The 20,347-nt window shown below is 55.8% G+C and carries 20 protein-coding genes and 1 tRNA gene; 9 read left to right on the top strand and 12 right to left on the bottom strand.

Annotation, left to right across the window (positions count from 1 at the left end; genetic code table 11):
* Positions 1 to 157 precede the first annotated feature (157 nt).
* From dapA to E4O97_RS09900, 5 genes are all read left to right on the top strand, one after another.
* Positions 158 to 1,036, top strand: coding sequence for a 4-hydroxy-tetrahydrodipicolinate synthase (dapA, locus tag E4O97_RS09920; RefSeq protein WP_032877264.1), 879 nt, complete (start codon positions 158 to 160; stop codon positions 1,034 to 1,036).
* Between the two features lie 17 nt (positions 1,037 to 1,053).
* Positions 1,054 to 2,169 (top strand): outer membrane protein assembly factor BamC, encoded by a 1,116-nt coding sequence (gene bamC, locus E4O97_RS09915; RefSeq protein ID WP_005786026.1) that lies wholly within the window; start codon positions 1,054 to 1,056, stop codon positions 2,167 to 2,169.
* 4 nt (positions 2,170 to 2,173) lie between these two features.
* Positions 2,174 to 2,932, top strand: coding sequence for an MBL fold metallo-hydrolase (locus E4O97_RS09910; RefSeq protein WP_005786028.1), 759 nt, complete (start codon positions 2,174 to 2,176; stop codon positions 2,930 to 2,932).
* A gap of 27 nt (positions 2,933 to 2,959) precedes the next feature.
* Positions 2,960 to 3,673 carry a phosphoribosylaminoimidazolesuccinocarboxamide synthase gene (gene purC, locus E4O97_RS09905; RefSeq protein ID WP_005786030.1) on the top strand — a complete coding sequence of 238 codons (714 nt, stop codon included), beginning with the start codon at positions 2,960 to 2,962 and terminating at the stop codon, positions 3,671 to 3,673.
* Positions 3,674 to 3,756: 83 nt separating this feature from the next.
* Positions 3,757 to 3,846 (top strand) — tRNA-Ser (locus E4O97_RS09900).
* A 95-nt stretch (positions 3,847 to 3,941) separates the two neighbouring features.
* On the opposite strand, the gene E4O97_RS09895 is transcribed toward E4O97_RS09900, so the two are convergent.
* Positions 3,942 to 4,235 (bottom strand): type II toxin-antitoxin system RelE/ParE family toxin, encoded by a 294-nt coding sequence (locus E4O97_RS09895; protein ID WP_057022032.1) that lies wholly within the window; start codon positions 4,233 to 4,235, stop codon positions 3,942 to 3,944.
* Positions 4,225 to 4,464: a type II toxin-antitoxin system RelB/DinJ family antitoxin gene (locus tag E4O97_RS09890; RefSeq protein WP_014717442.1), complete on the bottom strand. Its 240-nt coding sequence runs from the start codon at positions 4,462 to 4,464 to the stop codon at positions 4,225 to 4,227. The genes E4O97_RS09895 and E4O97_RS09890 overlap by 11 nt, the downstream gene beginning before the upstream one ends.
* Before the next feature lie 643 nt (positions 4,465 to 5,107).
* On the opposite strand from E4O97_RS09890, the gene E4O97_RS09885 reads away from it, so the two are divergent.
* Positions 5,108 to 5,359, top strand: coding sequence for a DUF3077 domain-containing protein (locus E4O97_RS09885; protein WP_103733513.1), 252 nt, complete (start codon positions 5,108 to 5,110; stop codon positions 5,357 to 5,359).
* Between the two features lie 73 nt (positions 5,360 to 5,432).
* Here E4O97_RS09885 and E4O97_RS09880 read toward each other — a convergent pair whose 3' ends face one another.
* From E4O97_RS09880 to E4O97_RS09835, 10 genes are all read right to left on the bottom strand, one after another.
* Positions 5,433 to 5,594 (bottom strand): hypothetical protein, encoded by a 162-nt coding sequence (locus E4O97_RS09880; RefSeq protein WP_248161328.1) that lies wholly within the window; start codon positions 5,592 to 5,594, stop codon positions 5,433 to 5,435.
* A gap of 911 nt (positions 5,595 to 6,505) precedes the next feature.
* Positions 6,506 to 7,039, bottom strand: coding sequence for a fimbrial protein (locus E4O97_RS09875; protein ID WP_248161266.1), 534 nt, complete (start codon positions 7,037 to 7,039; stop codon positions 6,506 to 6,508).
* Positions 7,040 to 7,047: 8 nt separating this feature from the next.
* Positions 7,048 to 7,551 (bottom strand): fimbrial protein, encoded by a 504-nt coding sequence (locus tag E4O97_RS09870; RefSeq protein ID WP_248161264.1) that lies wholly within the window; start codon positions 7,549 to 7,551, stop codon positions 7,048 to 7,050.
* Positions 7,548 to 8,048 carry a fimbrial protein gene (locus E4O97_RS09865; protein ID WP_248161263.1) on the bottom strand — a complete coding sequence of 167 codons (501 nt, stop codon included), beginning with the start codon at positions 8,046 to 8,048 and terminating at the stop codon, positions 7,548 to 7,550. Before E4O97_RS09865 ends, E4O97_RS09870 begins: the two co-directional genes overlap by 4 nt.
* The gene (locus E4O97_RS09860) at positions 8,041 to 8,619 is read right to left on the bottom strand and encodes a fimbrial protein (protein WP_248161261.1); all 579 of its coding nucleotides are present in this window, start codon (positions 8,617 to 8,619) and stop codon (positions 8,041 to 8,043) included. Before E4O97_RS09860 ends, E4O97_RS09865 begins: the two co-directional genes overlap by 8 nt.
* 35 nt (positions 8,620 to 8,654) lie before the next feature.
* A complete protein-coding gene (locus tag E4O97_RS09855) occupies positions 8,655 to 9,413 on the bottom strand; it encodes a fimbria/pilus periplasmic chaperone (RefSeq protein WP_248161259.1) in 759 nt (252 codons plus the stop codon).
* 20 nt (positions 9,414 to 9,433) lie between these two features.
* Positions 9,434 to 11,923, bottom strand: coding sequence for an outer membrane usher protein (locus E4O97_RS09850; RefSeq protein ID WP_248161258.1), 2,490 nt, complete (start codon positions 11,921 to 11,923; stop codon positions 9,434 to 9,436).
* Between the two features lie 44 nt (positions 11,924 to 11,967).
* A complete protein-coding gene (locus E4O97_RS09845) occupies positions 11,968 to 12,513 on the bottom strand; it encodes a fimbrial protein (protein WP_248161256.1) in 546 nt (181 codons plus the stop codon).
* A gap of 71 nt (positions 12,514 to 12,584) precedes the next feature.
* Positions 12,585 to 13,139: a fimbrial protein gene (locus E4O97_RS09840; protein ID WP_248161254.1), complete on the bottom strand. Its 555-nt coding sequence runs from the start codon at positions 13,137 to 13,139 to the stop codon at positions 12,585 to 12,587.
* A gap of 175 nt (positions 13,140 to 13,314) precedes the next feature.
* Complete coding sequence (locus E4O97_RS09835) at positions 13,315 to 13,941, bottom strand: response regulator transcription factor (RefSeq protein WP_248161252.1); 627 nt, start codon at positions 13,939 to 13,941, stop codon at positions 13,315 to 13,317.
* A gap of 214 nt (positions 13,942 to 14,155) precedes the next feature.
* Here E4O97_RS09835 and E4O97_RS09830 point away from each other — a divergent pair, with 214 nt between their 5' ends.
* The 3 genes from E4O97_RS09830 (at position 14,156) to E4O97_RS09820 (ending at position 20,329) form a co-directional block, all read left to right on the top strand.
* Positions 14,156 to 15,349: an EAL domain-containing response regulator gene (locus E4O97_RS09830; protein WP_248161250.1), complete on the top strand. Its 1,194-nt coding sequence runs from the start codon at positions 14,156 to 14,158 to the stop codon at positions 15,347 to 15,349.
* Positions 15,350 to 15,427: 78 nt separating this feature from the next.
* A complete protein-coding gene (locus E4O97_RS09825) occupies positions 15,428 to 19,138 on the top strand; it encodes a transporter substrate-binding domain-containing protein (protein WP_248161248.1) in 3,711 nt (1,236 codons plus the stop codon).
* Positions 19,139 to 19,178: 40 nt separating this feature from the next.
* A protein-coding gene (locus E4O97_RS09820; RefSeq protein ID WP_143508439.1) for an IS3 family transposase occupies positions 19,179 to 20,329 on the top strand; the annotation gives its coding sequence in 2 pieces (ribosomal slippage) (positions 19,179 to 19,413 and positions 19,413 to 20,329; 1,152 coding nt in all).
* Positions 20,330 to 20,347: the final 18 nt, after the last annotated feature.

Here is a 20,347-nt window from a genome sequence, read left to right as displayed (position 1 = left end):
TTGCGTGATCGGCCGGCTTGAAGCGGTGCTTTGGCCCAATGATGGCATTGCCCGACGTTTAGTTGCTCCAGAACGCATCCTCACGCGGTACTTCGCTTGTACAAGCATCTTGGCGCCAGTACCATTACGGCTCTCTTTTTCCGGCAGGAGCGGTTGCATGATTGCGGGCAGTATGGTGGCACTGGTCACACCCATGGATGCACAAGGTCGTCTCGACTGGGACAGCCTGGGCAAACTGGTGGACTTCCACCTGCAAGAGGGCACCAACGCCATCGTGGCGGTCGGCACCACAGGTGAATCGGCCACCCTCGATGTGGAAGAACACATCCAGGTGATCGAGTTCGTGGTCAAGCGCGTTGCGGGCCGCATCGCCGTGATCGCCGGAACGGGCGCCAACTCCACGCGCGAAGCGATCGAGCTGACCCGCAACGCCAAGAAAGCCGGCGCCGATGCGTGCCTGCTGGTGACCCCGTACTACAACAAGCCGACCCAGGAAGGCTTGTACCAGCACTTCAAAGCCATCGCCGAAGCCGTCCAGATCCCGCAGATCCTCTATAACGTACCGGGTCGTACCGCGTGCGATATGAAGGCCGAGACCGTGATCCGCCTGTCCACCGTGCCGAACATCATCGGTATCAAGGAAGCCACTGGCGACCTGCAGCGCGCCAAGGACATCCTGGCCGGCGTGAGCAGTGACTTCCTGGTGTATTCCGGTGACGACGCCACCGCTGTCGAACTGATCCTGCTGGGTGGCAAGGGCAACATCTCCGTGACCGCCAACGTGGCTCCGCGTGCCATGAGCCAAATGTGCGCCGCCGCTATCGCCGGCGATGCCGCGACGGCCCGTGCGATCCACGAGAAGCTGATGCCGCTCAACAAGACACTGTTTATCGAATCCAATCCTATTCCCGTGAAATGGGCGCTGACTGAGATGGGCCTGATGCCGGACGGTATCCGTCTGCCGCTCACCCGGCTCAGCGAAGCCTGTCACGAACCGCTGCGACAGGCCCTGCGCCAGTCCGGCGTCCTGGTTTAATTGAGGAAGCACTACGCATGAAGCGATTGGCCGGACTTTCCGCACTTGCCTTGATTATCTCCAGCACCAGTGGCTGCGGTTGGGTATGGGGCCCGGAAGGCTACTTCCGTGACCGCGGCAGCGATTACCTGGAAGCGCAAGCAACCAAACCGATGCAGTTGCCGCCTGATGTCAATGTCGCCAAGCGTCTTGACCCCTTGTTGCCGATCCCACGCAACGTTGCCGACGACACCGTCAAGGGCGAGTACGTAGTACCACGCCCGCAGCCGATCACGGCAGTGGCCGATGCCAGCGACTACAGCCTGCAGAAAAGTGGCGACAACCGCTGGATCGTGGCTCAGCGCCCACCTGCCGAAGTCTGGCCGGTGGCAGTGCAGTTCTTCCAGGACAACGGTTTCCGTCTCGACCAGCAACGCCCGCAAACCGGTGAGTTCACCACGGCGTGGCAGCAAGGCCGCGAGTTGTCCGCCAACATGGCTCAGCGCCTGCTGGCCGGCGGTGTAGCCGCCGACAGCGAGGCCCGTGTGCGTGTGCGCATCGAGCCAGGCGTGCAGCGCAATACCAGTGAAGTCTATGTGGTCAGCGCCGAGCGCCCTGCCGGCAGCACGGCCAACGTCGATTTCACCCCGCGTTCGGTCAACACCGGCGTCGATGCCGCGCTGGTCGACGAGATGCTCGCCAGCATGAGCCGTATCTCCGAGAAGGGCGGTTCCGTTTCCCTGCTCGCCGCCCGTGACTACGACACCCCTAACCGCGTCAGCCTCACCGAAGACGGCAGCGGTAACGTGGTGCTCAACCTGGGTGAAGACCTCGACCGTGCCTGGGCCAGTGTTGGCCGTGCGTTGGAGCAAGGCCCTTGGCGCGTTGAAGACATTAACCGCAGCCTGGGCCTGTACTACATCAACGTGGCTGAAAAGGCCGAGAAGAAAGACGACGAGCCAGGTTTCTTCGGCAAACTGTTCGGCAGCGCGCCGACCAAGGAAGAGATCGAAACCCGTGCCGAGCGTTATCAGGTTCGTTTGAGCAAGGTTGGCGAAAGCGTGCAAGTCACCGTCGAGAAGAACATCAACACCGTCGCGCCAGCTGAAACAGCGCGCAAAGTGTTGGGCGTGATTCAAGACAACCTGGGCTGATTCGGTGCGTTTTGCCGTTCTCGGCAGCGGTAGCCAAGGGAACGGTACGCTGGTCGCCCACGATGACACGTATGTGCTGGTCGATTGTGGTTTCTCGTTAAGAGAAACCGAGCGACGCCTGCTGCGCCTCGGGGTTCACCCCACGCAGTTGAGCGCAATTCTGGTCACCCACGAACATGCCGACCACGTGCATGGCGTGGGTTTACTGTCTCGGCGCTACAATCTGCCGGTGTACTTGAGTCGCGGCACGCTGCGCGGGATGCGCAAACCCATCGAGCCGGCAGGTTTTCTGGCCGGTGGCGAGCAACTGCAAATCGGTGCCTTGAGCATCAATGTCATCGCGGTTGCCCACGATGCCCAGGAGCCTACGCAATACGTATTCAGTGACGGCCAGCGGCGTTTTGGCGTGCTGACCGACCTGGGTTCCTACTGCGCCAGGGTGCTGGACGGTTACCGGGACCTCGATGCCTTGATGATCGAGTCCAACCACTGCAGGGATCTGCTGGCGCGCGGTCACTACCCTTACTTTCTCAAGCAGCGGGTGGGCGGCGAGCTGGGACATTTGAACAATCACCAGGCGGCGTACCTGGTGTATGAGTTGGGCTGGCAAGACCTGCAACACCTGGTCCTGGCTCACCTCAGCAGCAAGAACAACCTGCCGACGCTTGCCCGGCAATGTTTTGTCGACACCCTCGGGTGCGACCCGGACTGGCTGCAACTGGCCGATCAAGATTCAGGGCTCGATTGGCGACACATCGCCTAGCCCACCTTACTCAAAGCGGAGCCCATCATGGAAAAACGTGAAGAACTCTACCGCGGCAAAGCCAAGTCGGTGTACAAGACCGACGACGCCAACCGCCTGATCCTGCTGTTTCGCAACGACACCTCGGCGTTCGACGGCAAGCGCATCGAACAGCTTGATCGCAAGGGCATGGTGAACAACAAGTTCAACGCCTTCATCATGCAGAAGCTCGAAGCGGCCGGTATCCCGACCCAATTCGACAAACTGCTGGGCGACAACGAGTGCCTGGTCAAGAAGCTCGACATGATCCCGGTGGAATGCGTCGTGCGTAACTACGCCGCCGGCAGCCTGGTCAAGCGCCTGGGCGTGGAAGAGGGCCTCAAGCTCAACCCTTACACGTTTGAACTGTTCCTGAAGGACGACGCCAAGGGCGACCCGTTCATCAACGAATCCCACGTTGTGGCGTTCGGCTGGGGCACCGCTGAACAACTGGCGCGCATGAAGGAGTTGTCCCTCAAGGTCAACGACGTGCTGACCAAGCTGTTCGACGACGCAGGCCTGTTGCTGGTGGACTTCAAGCTCGAATTCGGCGTGTTCCACGACGGCTCCATCGTCCTGGGCGACGAATTCAGCCCGGACGGCTGCCGCCTGTGGGACAAGGACACCAAGAAAAAGATGGACAAAGACCGCTTCCGCCAGGGCCTCGGTGACGTGATCGAAGCCTACGAAGAAGTCGCCAATCGTCTCGGCGTACCGCTGTAATCGACGCAAGCATCTGATAGCACGGAAAAAAATCGCTTCGGCGCTTTGCATCCATCAATCATGCTGTTATGATGCGCGCCGTTGGAGAGATGCCAGAGTGGCCGAATGGGACGGATTCGAAATCCGTTGTACCTTCACCGGTACCTAGGGTTCGAATCCCTATCTCTCCGCCATTACATAGAGAAAGCCCCGTATCTGAATAAGCTGCGGGGCTTTTTCGTTTCCAGCCTTTATCTACGACTGCTTCAGTGATTTTTTCCAGTCCTGCCTAGCGCTGATCAAGGCGCTCAGACGCTTTGCGATAAGCCTGATCTCGTTCACGTTTATCAATAGCGACCACGAACACGGTAACTTCCTGATCTATCACTTGATAGACCAGCCTGTACCCGCTACTACGCAGTTTGATCTTGTAGCAGTCAGGCAGGCCATGTAGGCGGTTAGCCTCAATACGTGGGTTGTTCAGGATTTCCATCAGCTTCTTCTTGAGTTGCTGACGGAGGGTGTCGCCGAGTTTCTGCCATTCCTTCAATGCACGCGCATCAAAATCAAGGCTATAGGTCATCCAAAGAAACCCTCACGCGTTGAGGCGACGCAAGGCGCTCACGTACGGTCGCCATCAAGGCTTCATCCTCTTCAGTCATGAGGACAGGCTTAAATGGCAACTGGCCGCGTTCGGCAACATATTGCAACGCCTGACGTATCAGTTCGGAAGGGGTGACACCGAGTTTCTCCAGCTCAAGGTAGGCGCGAGCTTTCAGGTCGTCATCGATACGGATGTTGATAGATGCCAAGGGATAGCTCCTTGTGTAATGACGTTGGTCATTACATTGGGGCAATCGGGTTTCATTGGCAAGTCTGTCTGGACATACGGCAGTCGCTCTCATCTGTTGATCCTACTTCTTGGCCGGCGGCTTTGCCGGGCGCTTTTTATCGGTTTCCTTCACCGTTTCCCTTGGTCTTTTCTTCGCCTCTTGCTCGGTTACGTATTCACCTGTGACCGCATCGCGATATCTCGTTGGCATATCAGCATCCTTGACAGTATGTCGCCACGGCGGCGACCTTTTTGAGGCTAGCTTGCAGGCTTATGCACACAAGGTTCCTCGCCGGAATTCTGGTTACCAAGCTTTTCCGAAACAGGTGCTTACGTTGTGCCGGTTCGACAGTTTTCCAGCAGGGTTGCGTTGACTGGGGCAGGACGCTAACCTTTCGCCGTCGCCCTCATGGCGACCGGTTTTGACAGACTGATTTACAGGTGTACGACCTCCATGCGATTACAGGCTTTTCTGCTGTGACGTCGTTTTATGGCGGCTGTGCGTGGGGCATCTTCGGGTGCGCCGGGTCCTGTATACCGGTCTGTCAACCCGCGCATAGCTGCCACCTGATTCTGTTTGACAGCGGGATGTGGCAGCTCCCATTGCATACAGGAGCTACACAATGAGCAATCTCGATTCTGACTCCGAATTTTCCCCTCGGAAAATCTTCCATGTAGGTGCAGATGTTGGCACCGAAGAAGCCCTCACAAACGCCACCGAAATCCTCTCATCCGCCCTTCAAACCGCCTACCAATGCGCCGAAGATCCACACAGCACGCAGTCGCCCGTGATCATGGCCCTGGCTCAATTGATCGAGAACGCGCAAGCCTTGGTGGACGCCGTACTCGAGCGTGATTTCCCCACGGCCAAATAAATACCTGCTCCCTGAAACGAAAAAAGCCTGCTGAACTCAACGCTCAGCAGGCTTTTTTGCGCATACAACCCGGTCAGGCAGGCTGTGCCACCAGGTTATTACTGACCTTGCGCCCCAACACCAGCACGGTCGCAAACCCGAACCCCACCAACACCGTGGCCAGGCTCAACAACACCGAGCTGCCCATCAGGCCGCTGAGCCAAGTGACGCCGGCCCAGGTCGTCGAACTCATCATCCCATAAAGCCGGCGGCGGCTGAGTGCACTCCTTGCCAAAATGTTTCGTTCACTTAGAACTTAAGGTGGTGACACCGTAATCACCGTCGAGCCGGAGAACGCACCTGGGGTGACGGTCCCGCGACTGATCAAGGTCGAGGTGATGTTGAGTGGGCTGGCCACGTTATCGTTAACCGGAACATTGATGCCCGTCGTGGCGTCCTTGCCATTGACCGTAATCTTCGAGTATAGGCTGTTGTCGTCTCTGAGTCGTACGCCATATGTATTTGTTCTGGAGGCCGAGACAGTCACGCTGGTCGTGCCCCTGCACTGCAAATTGAGCTGGGTTGAAGCCTTTGCCCCGTCTAACTTATTGTCAGGAAGGCTTTTATGGTCAATAGTTATATTTCCCGAAATATCGCATTGAACTGTTGCAGGGGCTACTCTTGCACATGGCCCGAACCGATTGTAGGCGCCTCCCATGCCGGGACCTGTTGTAACTTGTCTAAATGTTATGCAGAGATCATTGTTGGCAGATTGGCGAGGGACTAGAATCGATCCGCTTAGGGGTATTCTGAATCCTTTCCTCTGAAGGTCTGAGAGTAATTGGCCCAAAGTAGAGGAGCTAGGGCGAACAGGTACTTCCCAAGGGGTACCGTACCTACCTACATCGAGTAGTGAACGTGGCGGCATCGCAACGATGTCAATCCCACAGATGGTGAAAGCTGGGTCGTCCGATGCGCAAGGGTTTGGGCTATTATCGCCAGTGGTCCATCCCCATACTACAAAATAATAGCGCACTCCGGCAGGCTCTATATGGCTTTCTGTCGTGATGATTTCGTAGTAGGCCTGTGCTTTTAGTACTGAACCGAATAGTAGTGCTGATGCTAGGATTGTTTGCAATTTGGTCACGGATTTTCTTCTCGTGTTGTTTAATCGTAACTTAGGGAGAAAGTAAGAGACGCTTCAAAATCACCTAGCCCTAGGGCGTGATCGGTAAGTGCCTTGGGCTCACCTTGCAGGTACGCATTGAAGCTGAGAAGATTGTCTCCTTTAGTAAGCTCCCCCATACGGTGGGTCTTGTTCAACGGCAGAGCAGTGCCACCTTTAGTTTCTAACCCGACCAGCAGACCTTGTACTGTGGCGCTTTGAAGCACCAGCAGCCCGGTAGGGTCTTTGCTTTCATTGCCGCTGAACGTGATGCTGACCAAGCGCTTGCCGACATCCGGGTCGCAATTCGTCAGGTGCAGGTCAATCGGGAAGCCCTTAGTTCTGCCGTACAAGTAAAGTTCCTTGTCGATTACGGTGCTGAAGTCCTGCAGGATCTGCCTGTCATTCTCCGCGAGCACACAAGGTTCATTTACCAGCGTGCCAGAAAAGTACAGGTTATCCGGTGTCGCCTGTACGGCAGGCAGCCACAGGCTTACGACTATCCAGGTACTTAAGGTCGTTGTGCACTTACCCATAGATCCCCCTAATATAGTTCGGCCATCAACAGCGCTGAGGCGGTAAAATCAGTGCTGGGCAACTGAGCAGCGGCCAGCTTTACCGGTACGGCTTCGAGTTGTGGTGGTGTCGATGTGCTGACATCGATCTCTCGGGATTCGTTAGGTATCAGCACAGTGCCACCGAGCAGTACTTTGATGCCTAAATGTTCCACCGAGGTCTTGAGGGCTGTAGGGTCGAAGTCCGCATAAGCTCCTTTTAGAGTCAGGCGCATGTGCCAGGCAATACCAGTGCCATCTGCATTCGGGCATTCGATCTGGTAAGCGATCGCCTGGCGATATAGCTCGCCATCAATGCGATTGACGGCGATATTGCGCTCGAAGCGCACGTCTATACGGCCACCCTTATTGCTAATGATGCAGGCGGGAGGCGCCAGTAGACTTCCAGTAAATTGCAGATTTTCCTCGCCCAGGCTCGGTAAACTTAAGGTTGCGAGCAATAGTGTCCATAACATGCAATGTAACGTCTTCATTGATAGTCGACCACTAAGGTTGCGCCTGCTCTAAATGGGCCAGACTTGACATCGCTGTTCTTGCGTTTAACCAGCACCGCTTGCAATGATGGTAGTTTTTGAGAGTCAAAGTTAGCCCAGGTGTTAACTGCAAGCGGTACACCGTCTTTTTTTAAGGCAATGCCGATGTTTTCATACCCCGGAACCCTCAGCAGCGTGGAGTCGAAACCAGCGTCGCTACCACGCACCTGCATGCGTAAGTCATATGTCAATGATCTTGTGCAGTCCAGGGAATACTCAAGAGTGATAGTCTTGTAATGTCCATCAATACTGGTGGTCTGTACATCGCCAAATGTCTGAGTGATGGGCTCATTTTTGTTAATGACACAAGGAATTGCGGCGTATACAAAACCTTGAATTCTTAGTGTTTGTTCGGCAGCGGGGGAAGTGGATGCACAACTAGTTAGAGCGACGAGAAGTACAGTGCTGCCGACATTCATCGAGGAAAATTCAATCATACGTCAGGTACACATTTAGACTGGCGCGAAAGGCGCCCGGGCGCAAAGTGGCTGCGGTGCGCTCAGGACGGATGTAATACGTCAGCTGACTATCTCCAGGAGAGACGAACCAGGCCGGTGCACTGCGGCCCAGGCGTACGTCGTTGCCCTGGACATCAAGCACGCGCAGGCCAAAACCCTCGGCGCCGACCACCTTGATCAGCTCGGGGGTATCGGCATCGGTCACCGAGTTGAAGACGAGCGTGGCCACCGGCTCGATCGCGCTCCAAACCAGAGTGCCTTGCTGATCATCACGTCGACCGCCATCGCTGCGCACACAGCCTTGCAACTTGAGGTGCAAGGCCACAGGCGTGCCCTGATCGCCAATGCGTGACAGGTGCGCGGTGCTCAGGTCACCCAGGGCCAAGGTCTGATAGGCTGAGCTCGGGTCCAGGTAACAGGCGCTTTCAAGCAAGGTTCCGGTCACTTGGAATTCGGCCGTCTGTGCAACGATGCCGGCGGCGTGAGACCAGCTCGAAACACTGGCATTGCAGAGCAAGGCTACCAGGCAGCTACGGGTTACAGGCATCATGATTTGCCCTCACTTGAACAGGTCATGGCTTGGTGTCAGTGTTTGCTGGTGACGGGGCTGGCAGTGCAGGTGCCTGCGGTACAGCTGAACTGTAGTTGCGGGCGGCCGCCGTAATCATTTACGTAGGTCAGTACAGGTTTGTCGCCCAGAACCTTGTTGCTGACACCCAGATCGAGCTGACCTCGGGGGGCGATCATCAAGGGCTTGAAGTCCATTGCGTTGGCGGTTTTGAGGTCGGGCGTGGCATCGATCACGGTGATGTAGTAGGGCGTCGGGTTGTTAACCAGATAGCGGTCGTTCTGGCGGGTAAGGGTTAGCTTTTCCTGCCAGGGGGCTTCATTGAGACCGGCTTTTGGGGCAATAGCCGCAGGTCGATAGAAAAGCTTCACGCGCGTTTGCAGCGCGATCTGCAAGGTGTTGGGCTTATCACTGCGCGGCGGAATTTCGCGAAGGTTGAAGTAGAACAGTGATTCGCGGTCCTGGGCCAGCAGGCCCAGTTCAGGCAAGCCCTGAATTTTCACTTGGCTGTTGGCACCGGCTTCCAGGCGCTGGATCGGTGGCAGCACCACCAGGGGGCTGGTGATCTTCTCGGACTGTTCGTTTTCAATCCAGGCCTGGGCCAAATAGGGCAGTTGCGTATTCTGATTGCTGACGCTGAGGCTGACCGATTTCTCGCTGCCGGTAAAAATCACCCGGGTGCGGTCCAGCGACACGGCGGCCAGGCAGGTTTGTGCGCTGCACACGCCGATCAAGGCGAGCAGGGGCAGGGTGTTACGCTTGAAGCTGGTATTCATAAAGGTACCTGTTGAATAGATTAAGCGGCGGAGCTATCCGCCTCGCTGACGGGCTGACAAAGCAGTTCCAGTTGTCGCTCAAGCGATGTAACCCGGTCGGGCAGGGTGAAGGTGCATCGTGCGCTGCCGTCCCAATGCAGCGACATGGTTTCGCCAGGCTTCATGCCGCTCAGGTAAGTCGATCCTTCTTCACCGACAATGCCGGTTTCCTGGCCGCGGCTGTTCTGGGCCGTCGCACCAAAGGGCGGAGCGTTGTGGTTGGCCATGCGAATGATGACCATGGACTTGTGCCCGGCGATCACATCGAAACGGCGATAGCCAATGGCCCCCTCGGTCAGGGTCGCCTGGGTGACTGACTGGGTGGCTTCGACATCTTCGGCCAAGCTGTCCAGCACGATGCTGGCTTGGTTGCGGTAATAGCTGTTGACATCGGCCACCACCGCCTTACCGAACCGGTTGGTACGGGTAACTCCGCCGTTGCCGCGAACCGGTACATCGGCGACGCCTTGGGTATCGACCAGCAGGCGAGTGCCGCCCATGACACCGCTGCGGTGCAGAGCCGCGCCTTGACCGGTCAAGGTTGCGCCGCCTTGTAGAGACAGGCTAGCCGAGGTGTACTCACCGGCCTGGTAGCTGGCGCTGGCCGTTACCTGGGCCTGGTCACCATCATGGGAGAGGAAGCCGCTGGCCGTTTCACCGCTTGCGGCCTTGCCGGCGCTGAGCATGTAGTGGTTACGCTCATCGATACGGTCGTAGTAACTCAGGCTATGGCTGCTTTCGCCTTGGTTGACCGATGAGCTGTAGCTGAATGAGCCTGTGTTGCCCCACGGAATGCTGACCGACAGGTAGGCGCCGTCGTCGGAGGTGCCGTTGGCCTTGTTCTGGTAGGCGGTCAGCGACAGGCTAAGGTTTTTCAACCCTCCGGCATCGAAGTAGCGCGACAACGACAGGCTGTAGCGATCGCTCGCCTGGCTGTTCCAGTAGGTCTGGTGGTTGTAGTTCAAGTACACGCTGAGCGCGGAGTCGCGAAACTGTTTGCTCAATGTAGCGGTATACATCTCCTTGCTCTGGTTTAGTGGCTGGTCACCTCGCCGGGCTTCGATGAATTCGTTCATGCTCATGTAGTTCTCCTCGGAGAACCGGTAACCGGCGAAGGTGACCTGGCTGTCGTACTCATCGAAGCGTTTGGAGTAACTGGCGCGGTAGGACTTACCGCTCAATGTGTTGCGTTCCGGCAACGTCGCTCGCGATTGGGTGACGTCGAACGACAGCGCACCAAATGCCATCAGGTCGCGCCCTACGCCCACGGCCAAGGAACCGTAGTCCTTGGCGCCGAGGCCACCGCCATACAGCGACCAGCCGTTGCTCACGCCCCAGGAAAACTCACCGGTGGCGAAGGCCGGGCCGTCAAGCTGATGCTCCCAGTCTGAGGGTTTGCCGGCAGCTAGCTTGTAGCGCACCGTACCCGGACGGGTCAGGTAGGGGATGCTGGCGGTGTCTATCTGGAACTCCTGGATGCTGCCGTCCTGCTCTTCAACGCGCACGTCAAGTTGGCCAGAGACTGCATCGTTGAGGTCCTGGATACGAAAAGCGCCGGGGGGGACCTGGGTGTCATAGAGCACCCGGCCTTGCTGGCGAATCACCACGCGTGCGTTGGTACGGGCCACACCGCTGACCTCCGGGGCATAACCCCGGAGGTTGGGTGGCAGCATGTTGTCGTTACTGCTCAGGTTGCCGCCGGTATAGCGGAAGCTGCCGAACAGGTTTGAGTCCAGGTAGTCTTCACCGACGATCAGGTTCGAGCGCAGCGACGGCACAGCGCGCAAAGCGTAAAAGCGGCTCCAGGCGAATTGCTGTTGTGAAGGCTGGTCGGCACTGCGTTGCAGCTGGCTTTGCCAGTCGCCGCGAAAGCGCCAGGCACCCAGGTTGATACCGGCGGTACCGTTGCCGCTGAGGTTATCGGTGCGACCTTTACCCTGCTTGCGTTCGGTGGTCTGGGCATTGAGGTTGTAATCGAACAGCACGCCGGCAATGCCGTCGTCCCAGCGTGAAGGCGGGTCCCAGTTTGCCGCGGTGTACTCCAGCTGATCCTGGGGGATACTCACGTAAAGAGCCGAAGTGCCTAGGTTGCCACGTACTTGCATGCCAGGAACGCTTTTGAGGTCCAGGCAGGCGCCGTCATGCCACCAAGTCAGGGACTTGAGGGCGTGTTCTTTCAGACCCAGTTCATTGACCAGTACCGGGGAAAGACAGGCGACGCTGCTTTTCGGATCGTCCTCGGCAGGGAGATAATCGATTGGGAATTCTGTCAACGCATCGCGGTTCACGTAGACCGTCAGGCTGTACTGGCCGGGCATGATGAAGTTAGCTGACGCAAACACCCCAAGATCAAGGTTCTCGCGATCCTTGAGGTCTAGTACATCGGTGTTGAATTGGAATTCTTCGGCGCCACTTACCCACGTCGCGACACAACACAACGCCGTAGCAGCCAATGCCTTACGGTGATCCACGTGACTAAATCCTTGAGCGAAACTGCGTACTGCGTAACGGCTGTTCAGAAGTGCTGAATACTCAGCTTAATCGTGGCGTGATAGTCGCCCGCTTCCAGTGTATGTCCACTGCCGACGAGTGACAGCGAGTAGTTAAGCGTCAGCATGTCGGGAGACGCGCTGTTGAGTTGAAGTAGCATGCCGGGTGAAATTAACTGTCCTTGAGAGTCTTTTATTTGCAAGGCAATACCCTGTGCGGCACCTTGGATGCTGAAATATTTGCCTTCGGATGCACCCTCAAATGTCAGCTTGAAACGCTGCGAAAGTTCTGTGTCGTCGTCCGTGCGGTATTCAATACAATCATTGATATAAATATTAAGGGGCTGTTTAGAAGAAGTATCTCCATTGACTAAACCGTTAAGCACTGTAGGCTTAAACGCAATCGTCTGGCTGTCATTACCCACACGGATGGTGCAGGCGCTATCGACAATGCTTCCGGTCATTTGCACTCGTCCCTTGAGCGCGGTGGTAACCACAGGCTCAGCAAAACAGAAAGGCACGCCCAAGGTGCAAAGGGCCAGGGGCAGTAACAATGCGGTTGAGCGAATCATCTACACCTCCGCAAGTTTCCCCACAGTACGCAGCACGTGCGAACTGCGGGGCGTCTCAGTAATGAGATCTGTTACTGATAAGCGAGGGTGAAATTAGCGAAAGTTTCGAAGTTACCCGGTACGATTTCGGCTGCGGCTACTTCACCGCCGCCTTCCGGAGCAACCATGTCGCCCTGCAGATAAGCATTGAACTGCAGGTAGGTGTCGCCATTGGACAGCGACTGCGCAGGCGAAGTACTGCCGAGTTTGATCAGCGCGCCGGAGTGATCGGCAATGGCCAGGCTTGCACCTTGGGCAGTACCTTTAAGCGACAGCAGGTCAGGGTTCGACGAGGGTGAACCGGTGAATGTGGCTGTCGCGGACTTCAGAGCGCCCAGGTCACAGCCACGCAGTTCGATTTTGAAAGCGGTTGGGTTGGATTTGCCACCGTTTTTCAGGGAGACGTTGGAGATTTGATCCATGTCGACAGTCTGGTACTGCGACTCTTGAGAGATCGAGCACGGCGAATCGATAATCGCGCCCTTGAAGGTAATCACACCGTGGCCCTGATCTTGAGCAACACTAACAGCAGAGGTGGCTGCCAAGGTGATTGCCATTATCGCGCCGGCCAACGTACTAACTTTCATTTGATACTCCTAAATTGATGTTGATGTCCTTGACGGGGACTCAATTGAACTCTCTTTACGCCGGGGTATCTCTGCACCCTTGAGCTGGAGTAATTTTAGGAATGACTGGGGAAGAAGTGAGTAGGACGTTGCTGACGCATGCCTGAGAAATTTCCTACAAGCTTGCGGCTGACGGTTAGGGAATCAAAGCATTGCGTTTGGCGAATTCAGCTAGATCGACCAGCGAGGCAGCCCCCAGCTTTTGTAGTAAACGGGTTTTATAGGTGCTAACAGTTTTATTGCTGAGAAAGAGCATTTCACCAATCTGCTTATTGGAATACCCCTGAGCCAAGTGCTGCAATACCGTCACTTCACGATCTGTCAGGGACTGAATTTGTTCGAGCTCAGTAAGTTGCTCCGCTGCATTGACGCTGTCGAAGGTCATAGATGGGAAAAAGGTATAGCCGGTATCTACGGCTTTGATTGCGCTGATCAGGCTGCCCAAGTCTTCTTCTTTATTGACGAAGCCACGAGCACCCAGCTGGATGCAACGTCGGCACACAGCGTCAGCGGGTTGAGAGGTCAATATCAGAATCGCGCTGCGCACATTTAGGGCCTTGATTCTAGAAATAACGGTATAGCCATCCAGCTTTGGAATACCAATGTCGAGGACGACCACTTGTGGCGTCAGGTCTCTCACGAGCTGAACAGCGTCGATACCATTGTCTGCTTCGCCCACCACACGCATACCGTGCTTTTCCAGCAGTACCCGGACGGCAAGACGAATGACTGGATGATCGTCAACTATCAGAACGCTGTGCATAGTGTGATTTCTACCTTGAAGAGCGTTTGTTACGGAGCGGTATAGCCTTGGCGGTACAAGGTTAACACCATTGGCTATTGCCAGCAGAGCTGTACGTACAGGGTAGTGCCTGCCTTAGGAAATTTCCCAGTGTGCATGGGAAATCTCTCATGGAGACGCAGGAAGTTCTCCTTGCAGACTGTTCTTCCTTTAATTGCGTGCGTGTAGATCTGCAATGCAAAATTTGACTGTTCTGGTGCTGGAGGATGAGCCCTTTCAGCGCCTTGTCACCGTGACCGCGTTGGAAAAGGTGCTGCCGGGACCCATTTTGCAAGCGGCTGACGGAGAAGAAGCCATTGCTGTCCTCGACGCTTGTGACGCCGTGGACATAGTCCTCTGTGACCTGAAAATGGCCGGTATGGATGGCTTGGCGTTCCTGCGTCATGCTAGCAGCAGCGGCAAAGTCGGTGCTGTGGTGTTGTGCAGCGAGTTGGATCCGCTGCTACGTCAGGCCACGGTCGCGATGATTCGCTGTCTGGGCCTAACTTTTTTGGGTGACTTGGGCAAGCCGTTCAAACTTGATGGATTTAGTTTATTGGTCAAGCGTTACCGGGAGTACTGCAATTCTGTTCCGAGGCTGTTGTCACCTGCAGAGTTACCAACCTTGAGCGACCTGCAACGCGGCCTGGATAATGGCGAATTCGAAGCCTACTACCAACCCAAAGTTACCCTCGAGGGGCAATTGCTGGCCGGAGCAGAAGTTTTGGCGCGCTGGACGCATCCGCAGTTGGGAGTGTTATCTCCGGCGCATTTTTTGCCAGTCATGGAAGAACACAATTTGGTCGATAGGATGTTCTGGCAACTGTTTGAGCAGGGCCTGGCCCTGCAGCAAAGGCTGGCAACGCAAGGACGGATGATCAACCTGGCATTCAACCTGCACGCCGCACAACTGGCCTGCGCCGAGCTGGCGGAGCGCATTGCCGTTCTGCTCAAGCGATTTCAGGTTCCAGCGGGCAGCGTGATGTTCGAAATCACTGAAGTCGGCGTTGTTAGTGCACCGGCCAGTAGCCTGGAGAACCTAGTGCGGCTACGCATGCTTGGCTGCGGCCTGGCCATGGATGATTTTGGCGCTGGTTATTCTTCACTGGACCGGCTCAGCGAGCTTCCGTTTAGCCAGATCAAGCTCGATCGGACGTTTACGCGCAAGATGCAAAGCCAGCCCAAATGTGCCGCAATCATTAGTTGTACTGTTGCTTTAGCCAGAGCGTTGGGAGTCTCGCTGGTCATCGAAGGTGTAGAGACCACCGAGCAACAGCTACGTCTCATTGAACTAGGTGGCACCCTTGCCCAGGGCTTTCTTTTTGCACGCCCCATGCCAGAAACTCATTTCATTGCCTTTTGTAGCGTTCAAGCGGATCGGGACCGTTGAAGATTGAACGACAGAGACGACTTTGAACTATTATTGCCACAGCCATGACGGGGCGCCAGCATCATGCTGGACTCTTGAATGAATAGCCTTCAGCCAACGGATTCCCGTACTTCAGGCACTTTCGGTCTTCTATCTCGCATGTATCTACGTCTTTTCTGTCTGTCCGTCGGGCTGTTTTTGGGTTGCACCCCGGGGATGGCTACATCGTTGCCTCCAGCCCCACAGGTGCTGTCCAGCCAGTTGCGTGTTGATCGTCCCGATATGGCGGTTTCAAGCGAAGACTGGCAGTGGCTGCGGCACAAGTCCGAGCTCAAGGTCGGCGTATCGGCATCCGCGTCTGCGCCGTTTTCGATCAACGCCCAAGACAACCTGTATGAGGGTATCAGTGCCGATGCAACTGCTCTCATCGCGCAGCTATTGGGACTGCAGGTGAAGGTTGTGGTCTTCGCCAATGAGCAAGATGCGCGCAAGGCATTACAGGTCGGAAGCGTTGATGTGATCAGTATTCACGGCAGCACTGGGCCACGCCCGGACCTGCTACTGAGCATTCCCTACGCCCAGGATAGGCTGGCGGTGTTCAAACGCAGTGCCGAACCCCGGCATTCTCCCGTTGATCTTGCCGGCTTGCGCGTAGCGATCACCGATGAACATAGCGCCGAGCTCAAGCAACGCTATCCGCGGGCTGATTTGCGGGTGTTTGCCGAGCATGACGAGGCGATTGCCGCTGCCGCCTTTGGCCAAGCTGACGTTTACCTAGACGATCTGTACAGCGCCTACTACCGAATCAACAGCTCATATTATGGTTACTTGCGCTTTGAGCGTTTCAGCGACCTACCGGTAGGCGGCTACGGTTTTGCCTTGCGCACGGATAACTCACGCTTGCAGCGGCTCATCAACGTTGCCATCGAGGCTATCGGCGACGATACGTTGCACAACCTGGCCAAGCGGTGGGTCGGCAACAGCTTCATTCCAGGTGAAGAACCCTTAGACCTCACCTTAGAGCAGTTACGCTGGATCAAGCGTAACCCGGTAGCGCGATTGGTGATTAATGACGACATGGCACCGGGTGCCTACTTCGACTCCAACGGCGTCTTTTCCGGCGGGTTCGCTGACCTGCTCGAAGTGATAACACTAAGTACTGGCCTGAATTTTGATGTCGTTATGCGCCGCGGCGGCTATCCGCAGATGATCGAAACACTGAAAAATAACGAGGCTGATCTGGCCTTGATGACGGCTAGTCCTGAGCGTGAAGCGTACTTGCGCTTTTCCAGACCACTGGATGCCAGTCCCTTTGTGTTGCTTAGCAGCAAAGAGCAGCAAGGCAAGCTGCAAAATCTGGCCGACAAGCGCGTGGCGATTCCTACTGGGCACGTGAGCTCACAGCAACTGCGCAAGCGCTACCCCGACGCAGTGATAATCGACGCTGGCACCACGTTGGATACAATGAACATGCTCTATAAAGGCAAGGCCGATGCCGCCATCGTGGCGTTGCCCGCAGCGCGTTATTACATAGAGCGCTTATTTCGCGACAAATTGGTGATCAACCAGATGCTTGATGTTGGGCCGGCCACGCTCAACTTTGCGATGCGTCGAAGTGATGTTGAACTTCAATCGATTATCAACAAGGTCATGCAAAGCATTGCTCCGGATGGGATCAATGCGATTTCCAACCGCTGGCGTTCACCACCAGGGATGAGCGGCCAAACCTGGGTCGACTACCAACGGGTGATCATCAATATCATCGCGGGTGCGGCGTTGTTGCTGTTGATATCGCTGGTCTGGGTGGTATACCTGCGTCGCCAGATCAAAGCCCGGGCGAGGGCAGAGCGAATGCTCAACGATCAACTGCAGTTTGTCGAAACGCTGACTGATTGCATGCCGCCGCCGCTTTACGTGCGTGATCTCAAGGGGCGCATGCTCTCGTGCAATCGCAGTTACCTGAAAAGTGTCGGCTTAAGTGCCGAGCAGGTGCTGAACAAAACGGTGCGCCAGCTACCCAAGGAAAATTTCGAGAGCCTCCCGGACTTTCATCGCATCTACTTTAAGGCGATGCGCGACGGCCAGACGATCGAGTCGGTGCATGCCATTCAGCTCCAGGGCAGGGAGGCGTGGATCAACCACTGGGTGCAACCGTTCCAGGACTCCAAAGGTGACATAAAGGGGGTTATCTGTGGCTGGTTGGATATCACCGAGCACCGTCAGTTGGTGGAGCAGTTGCGAGAAGCGAAGGTCCACGCGGATGACGCCAGCCGTGCCAAGACCAGCTTTCTGGCGACCATGAGCCACGAAATCCGCACGCCGATGAACGCCGTAATCGGCATCCTTGAACTGGCGCTTAAGCGCGCCGAAAGCCAGCCGATCGACCGCGCCAGTATTGAAATAGCCCATACTTCGGCAAAAAGCCTGCTGGAGTTGATCGGCGATATCCTCGACATCGCACGCATCGAATCCGGACGACTTAGTCTATCGCCCAAGCGTGCCAACTTGCGCGAACTGATCGAGTCGGTGGCCAGAGTGTTCGAGGGGCTAGCTAGGCAAAAGCGCCTGACCCTTATCCTCGACATCGATTCGAGCATCAACTGTGATGTGCTGGTCGATGCCCTGCGCTTCAAGCAAATCCTCTCTAACTTGATCAGCAATGCCATCAAGTTCACCGAAGAAGGCTCGATCAAGATCAGTATTTCCGGGGTTTTGATTGATACCAGCCTGCTCAATATTCACCTCAGCGTGGAAGACACCGGGGTTGGCATAAGCCCTACTGACCAGCAGCGCTTGTTCAGACCTTTCGTCCAGGCACAACGCAATGTGCAACAGACCGAAGGTACGGGGCTGGGGCTAGTGATCTGTCGTTCGCTGTGCGAAATGATGGGCGGCCGTGTAACTATGAGCAGTGCGTTAGGTCGTGGCACGATGATAGAAGTAGAGCTGCGCTTTCAGGTATTAGAGCGCATCAGTATCGCGCAATTGCCTGCCTTACCATTGACTCATCCACGTTGCTGTTTGCAAGTTCTGGTTGTGGATGATCACCAGGTCAACCGCCAAGTGTTACACCAACAACTAGAATTTTTGGGGCACGATGTCTATGAGGCAGAAGACGGTCAGCGTGCCTTCGACTGCTGGGGCGAGCAGCCCTTCGATGTTGTCATTACCGATTGCCACATGCCGGTCATGAATGGTGTTGACCTCACACGAGCAATTCGCAAAGTCGAACAGGAGCAAGGGCTTGAGCCCACGGTGATTATTGGCCTTACTGCCGATGCACAGCCGGAAGAATTAGAGCAGTGTATTAAAGCCGGCATGAATGATTGCCTGATCAAGCCAATCGGTCTCGACGAACTGGACGCGAGGTTGTTGGCGCTACACCAGGATCGGGAAATAGAAAGCGAGTATCCTGAGACCGCATTGCCACTGATGGCGCCAGACTCGCAACGGCTGGTTGATCTGGGGCCTTTGGAGTTGCTCATCAACAGCGACCCGGTGAAGTTCCGCGAGATACTCGGCGAGCTGATCAATAATAATCGCAGAGATTGTCAGTCACTGAGAGTTCTACTCCAGAACGGTGAGACTGATAAGTTAGGGGCGTTGGCTCACAGAATTAAAGGTGCTGCGCGTGTGGTGAAGGGAGAGCAATTGGTTGAATCTTGCCGGCGCATGGAGGTTGTCTGTGCGGATCCGCAAGCTTCGCCGGAGGCGCTCAGCAAGGCGGTGAATGAGGTGGAATTCGCTATAACCGAGTTGGAGCGTGCTCTTGGAACTCTTGAAAGGTCTGAATCGCCCCGGGTTTCGTAGACACCTCCATGCCTTAAACTGAGGCCAATCAGGAGGTGCCATGAGCAACCCACGTTATCCCGAAGAATTCAAAATCCAAGCGGTCAATCAAGTGACCGAAAAGAAGCTTCCCGTCGCTGACGTAGCGGCGCGTCTTGGCGTGTCGACGCATAGCCTCTATGCCTGGATAAAGCGCTACAGCAAACCTCAGGCAGAACGGCAGCAAGACGATGATCAGCACGCTGAACTGCGTCGTCTGCGAGCGGAACTCAAGCGGGTCACTGAAGAGCGAGACATCTTAAAAAAGGCCGCCGCGTACTTTGCCAAGGAGTGCGGCTGAAGTACGCCTTTATCAAGCAGCGCGCGGGCGACTATTCCATTCGACGGCTTTGCCTGACGCTGAAAGTCCATCCCAGTGGTTATTACGCTTGGTTGTCTGAGCCGCAATCTGCACGCGCTAAAGACGACCAGCGATTGCTGGGTTTGATCAAGCACTCGTGGCTGGAGAGCGGCGGAGTTTATGGCTATCGCAAAATCCATGACGACCTGCGCGAGGTCGGTGAAGATTGTGGTCGGCATCGTGTGGCGAGGTTGATGCGTCTTGAAGGTCTACGCTCTCAGACAGGGTATCGACGTCGCCCTGGAAAGTACGGCGGTAAGCCAGCGGTCGCCTCACCCAATTTGCTGAAGCGCCAGTTCGATGTCGGGGAACCCAACAAGGTTTGGGTCACCGACATCACCTATATTCGTACGTATGAAGGCTGGCTGTATTTGGCGGTGGTGCTGGATCTGTTTTCCCGTCAGGTCGTTGGCTGGTCAATGAAGTCGCAGATGACCAGTGATTTGGCCATTGATGCGTTATTGATGGCGGTTTGGAGGCGAAAACCGAAACAGGAGGTGATGGTTCACTCTGATCAGGGCAGCCAGTACAGCAGCTCCGATTGGCGCAGCTTTTTGAAGGCAAACAATTTGGTCGCCAGCATGAGCCGCCGAGGCAATTGTCATGACAACGCCGTGGCCGAGAGCTTTTTCCAGCTTCTGAAACGGGAACGGATCAAGCGAAAAATCTACATCACGCGGGAAGATGCTCGGAGTGATGTGTTCGATTACATCGAGATGTTCTACAACGCAAAACGCCGCCATGGTTTCAACAATCAGCTGTCACCGGTAGAGTTTGAAAAACGTTACGCAATGAGTTTGCAAGGTGTCTAAAGAATCCGGGGCGATTCA

This window comes from Pseudomonas sp. W15Feb34, assembly GCF_023127765.1.
Lineage (GTDB): Bacteria > Pseudomonadota > Gammaproteobacteria > Pseudomonadales > Pseudomonadaceae > Aquipseudomonas > Aquipseudomonas synxantha_A.
Note: the sequence above shows the minus strand (reverse complement) of the source record. Positions and strands in the feature narration are given on the sequence as shown.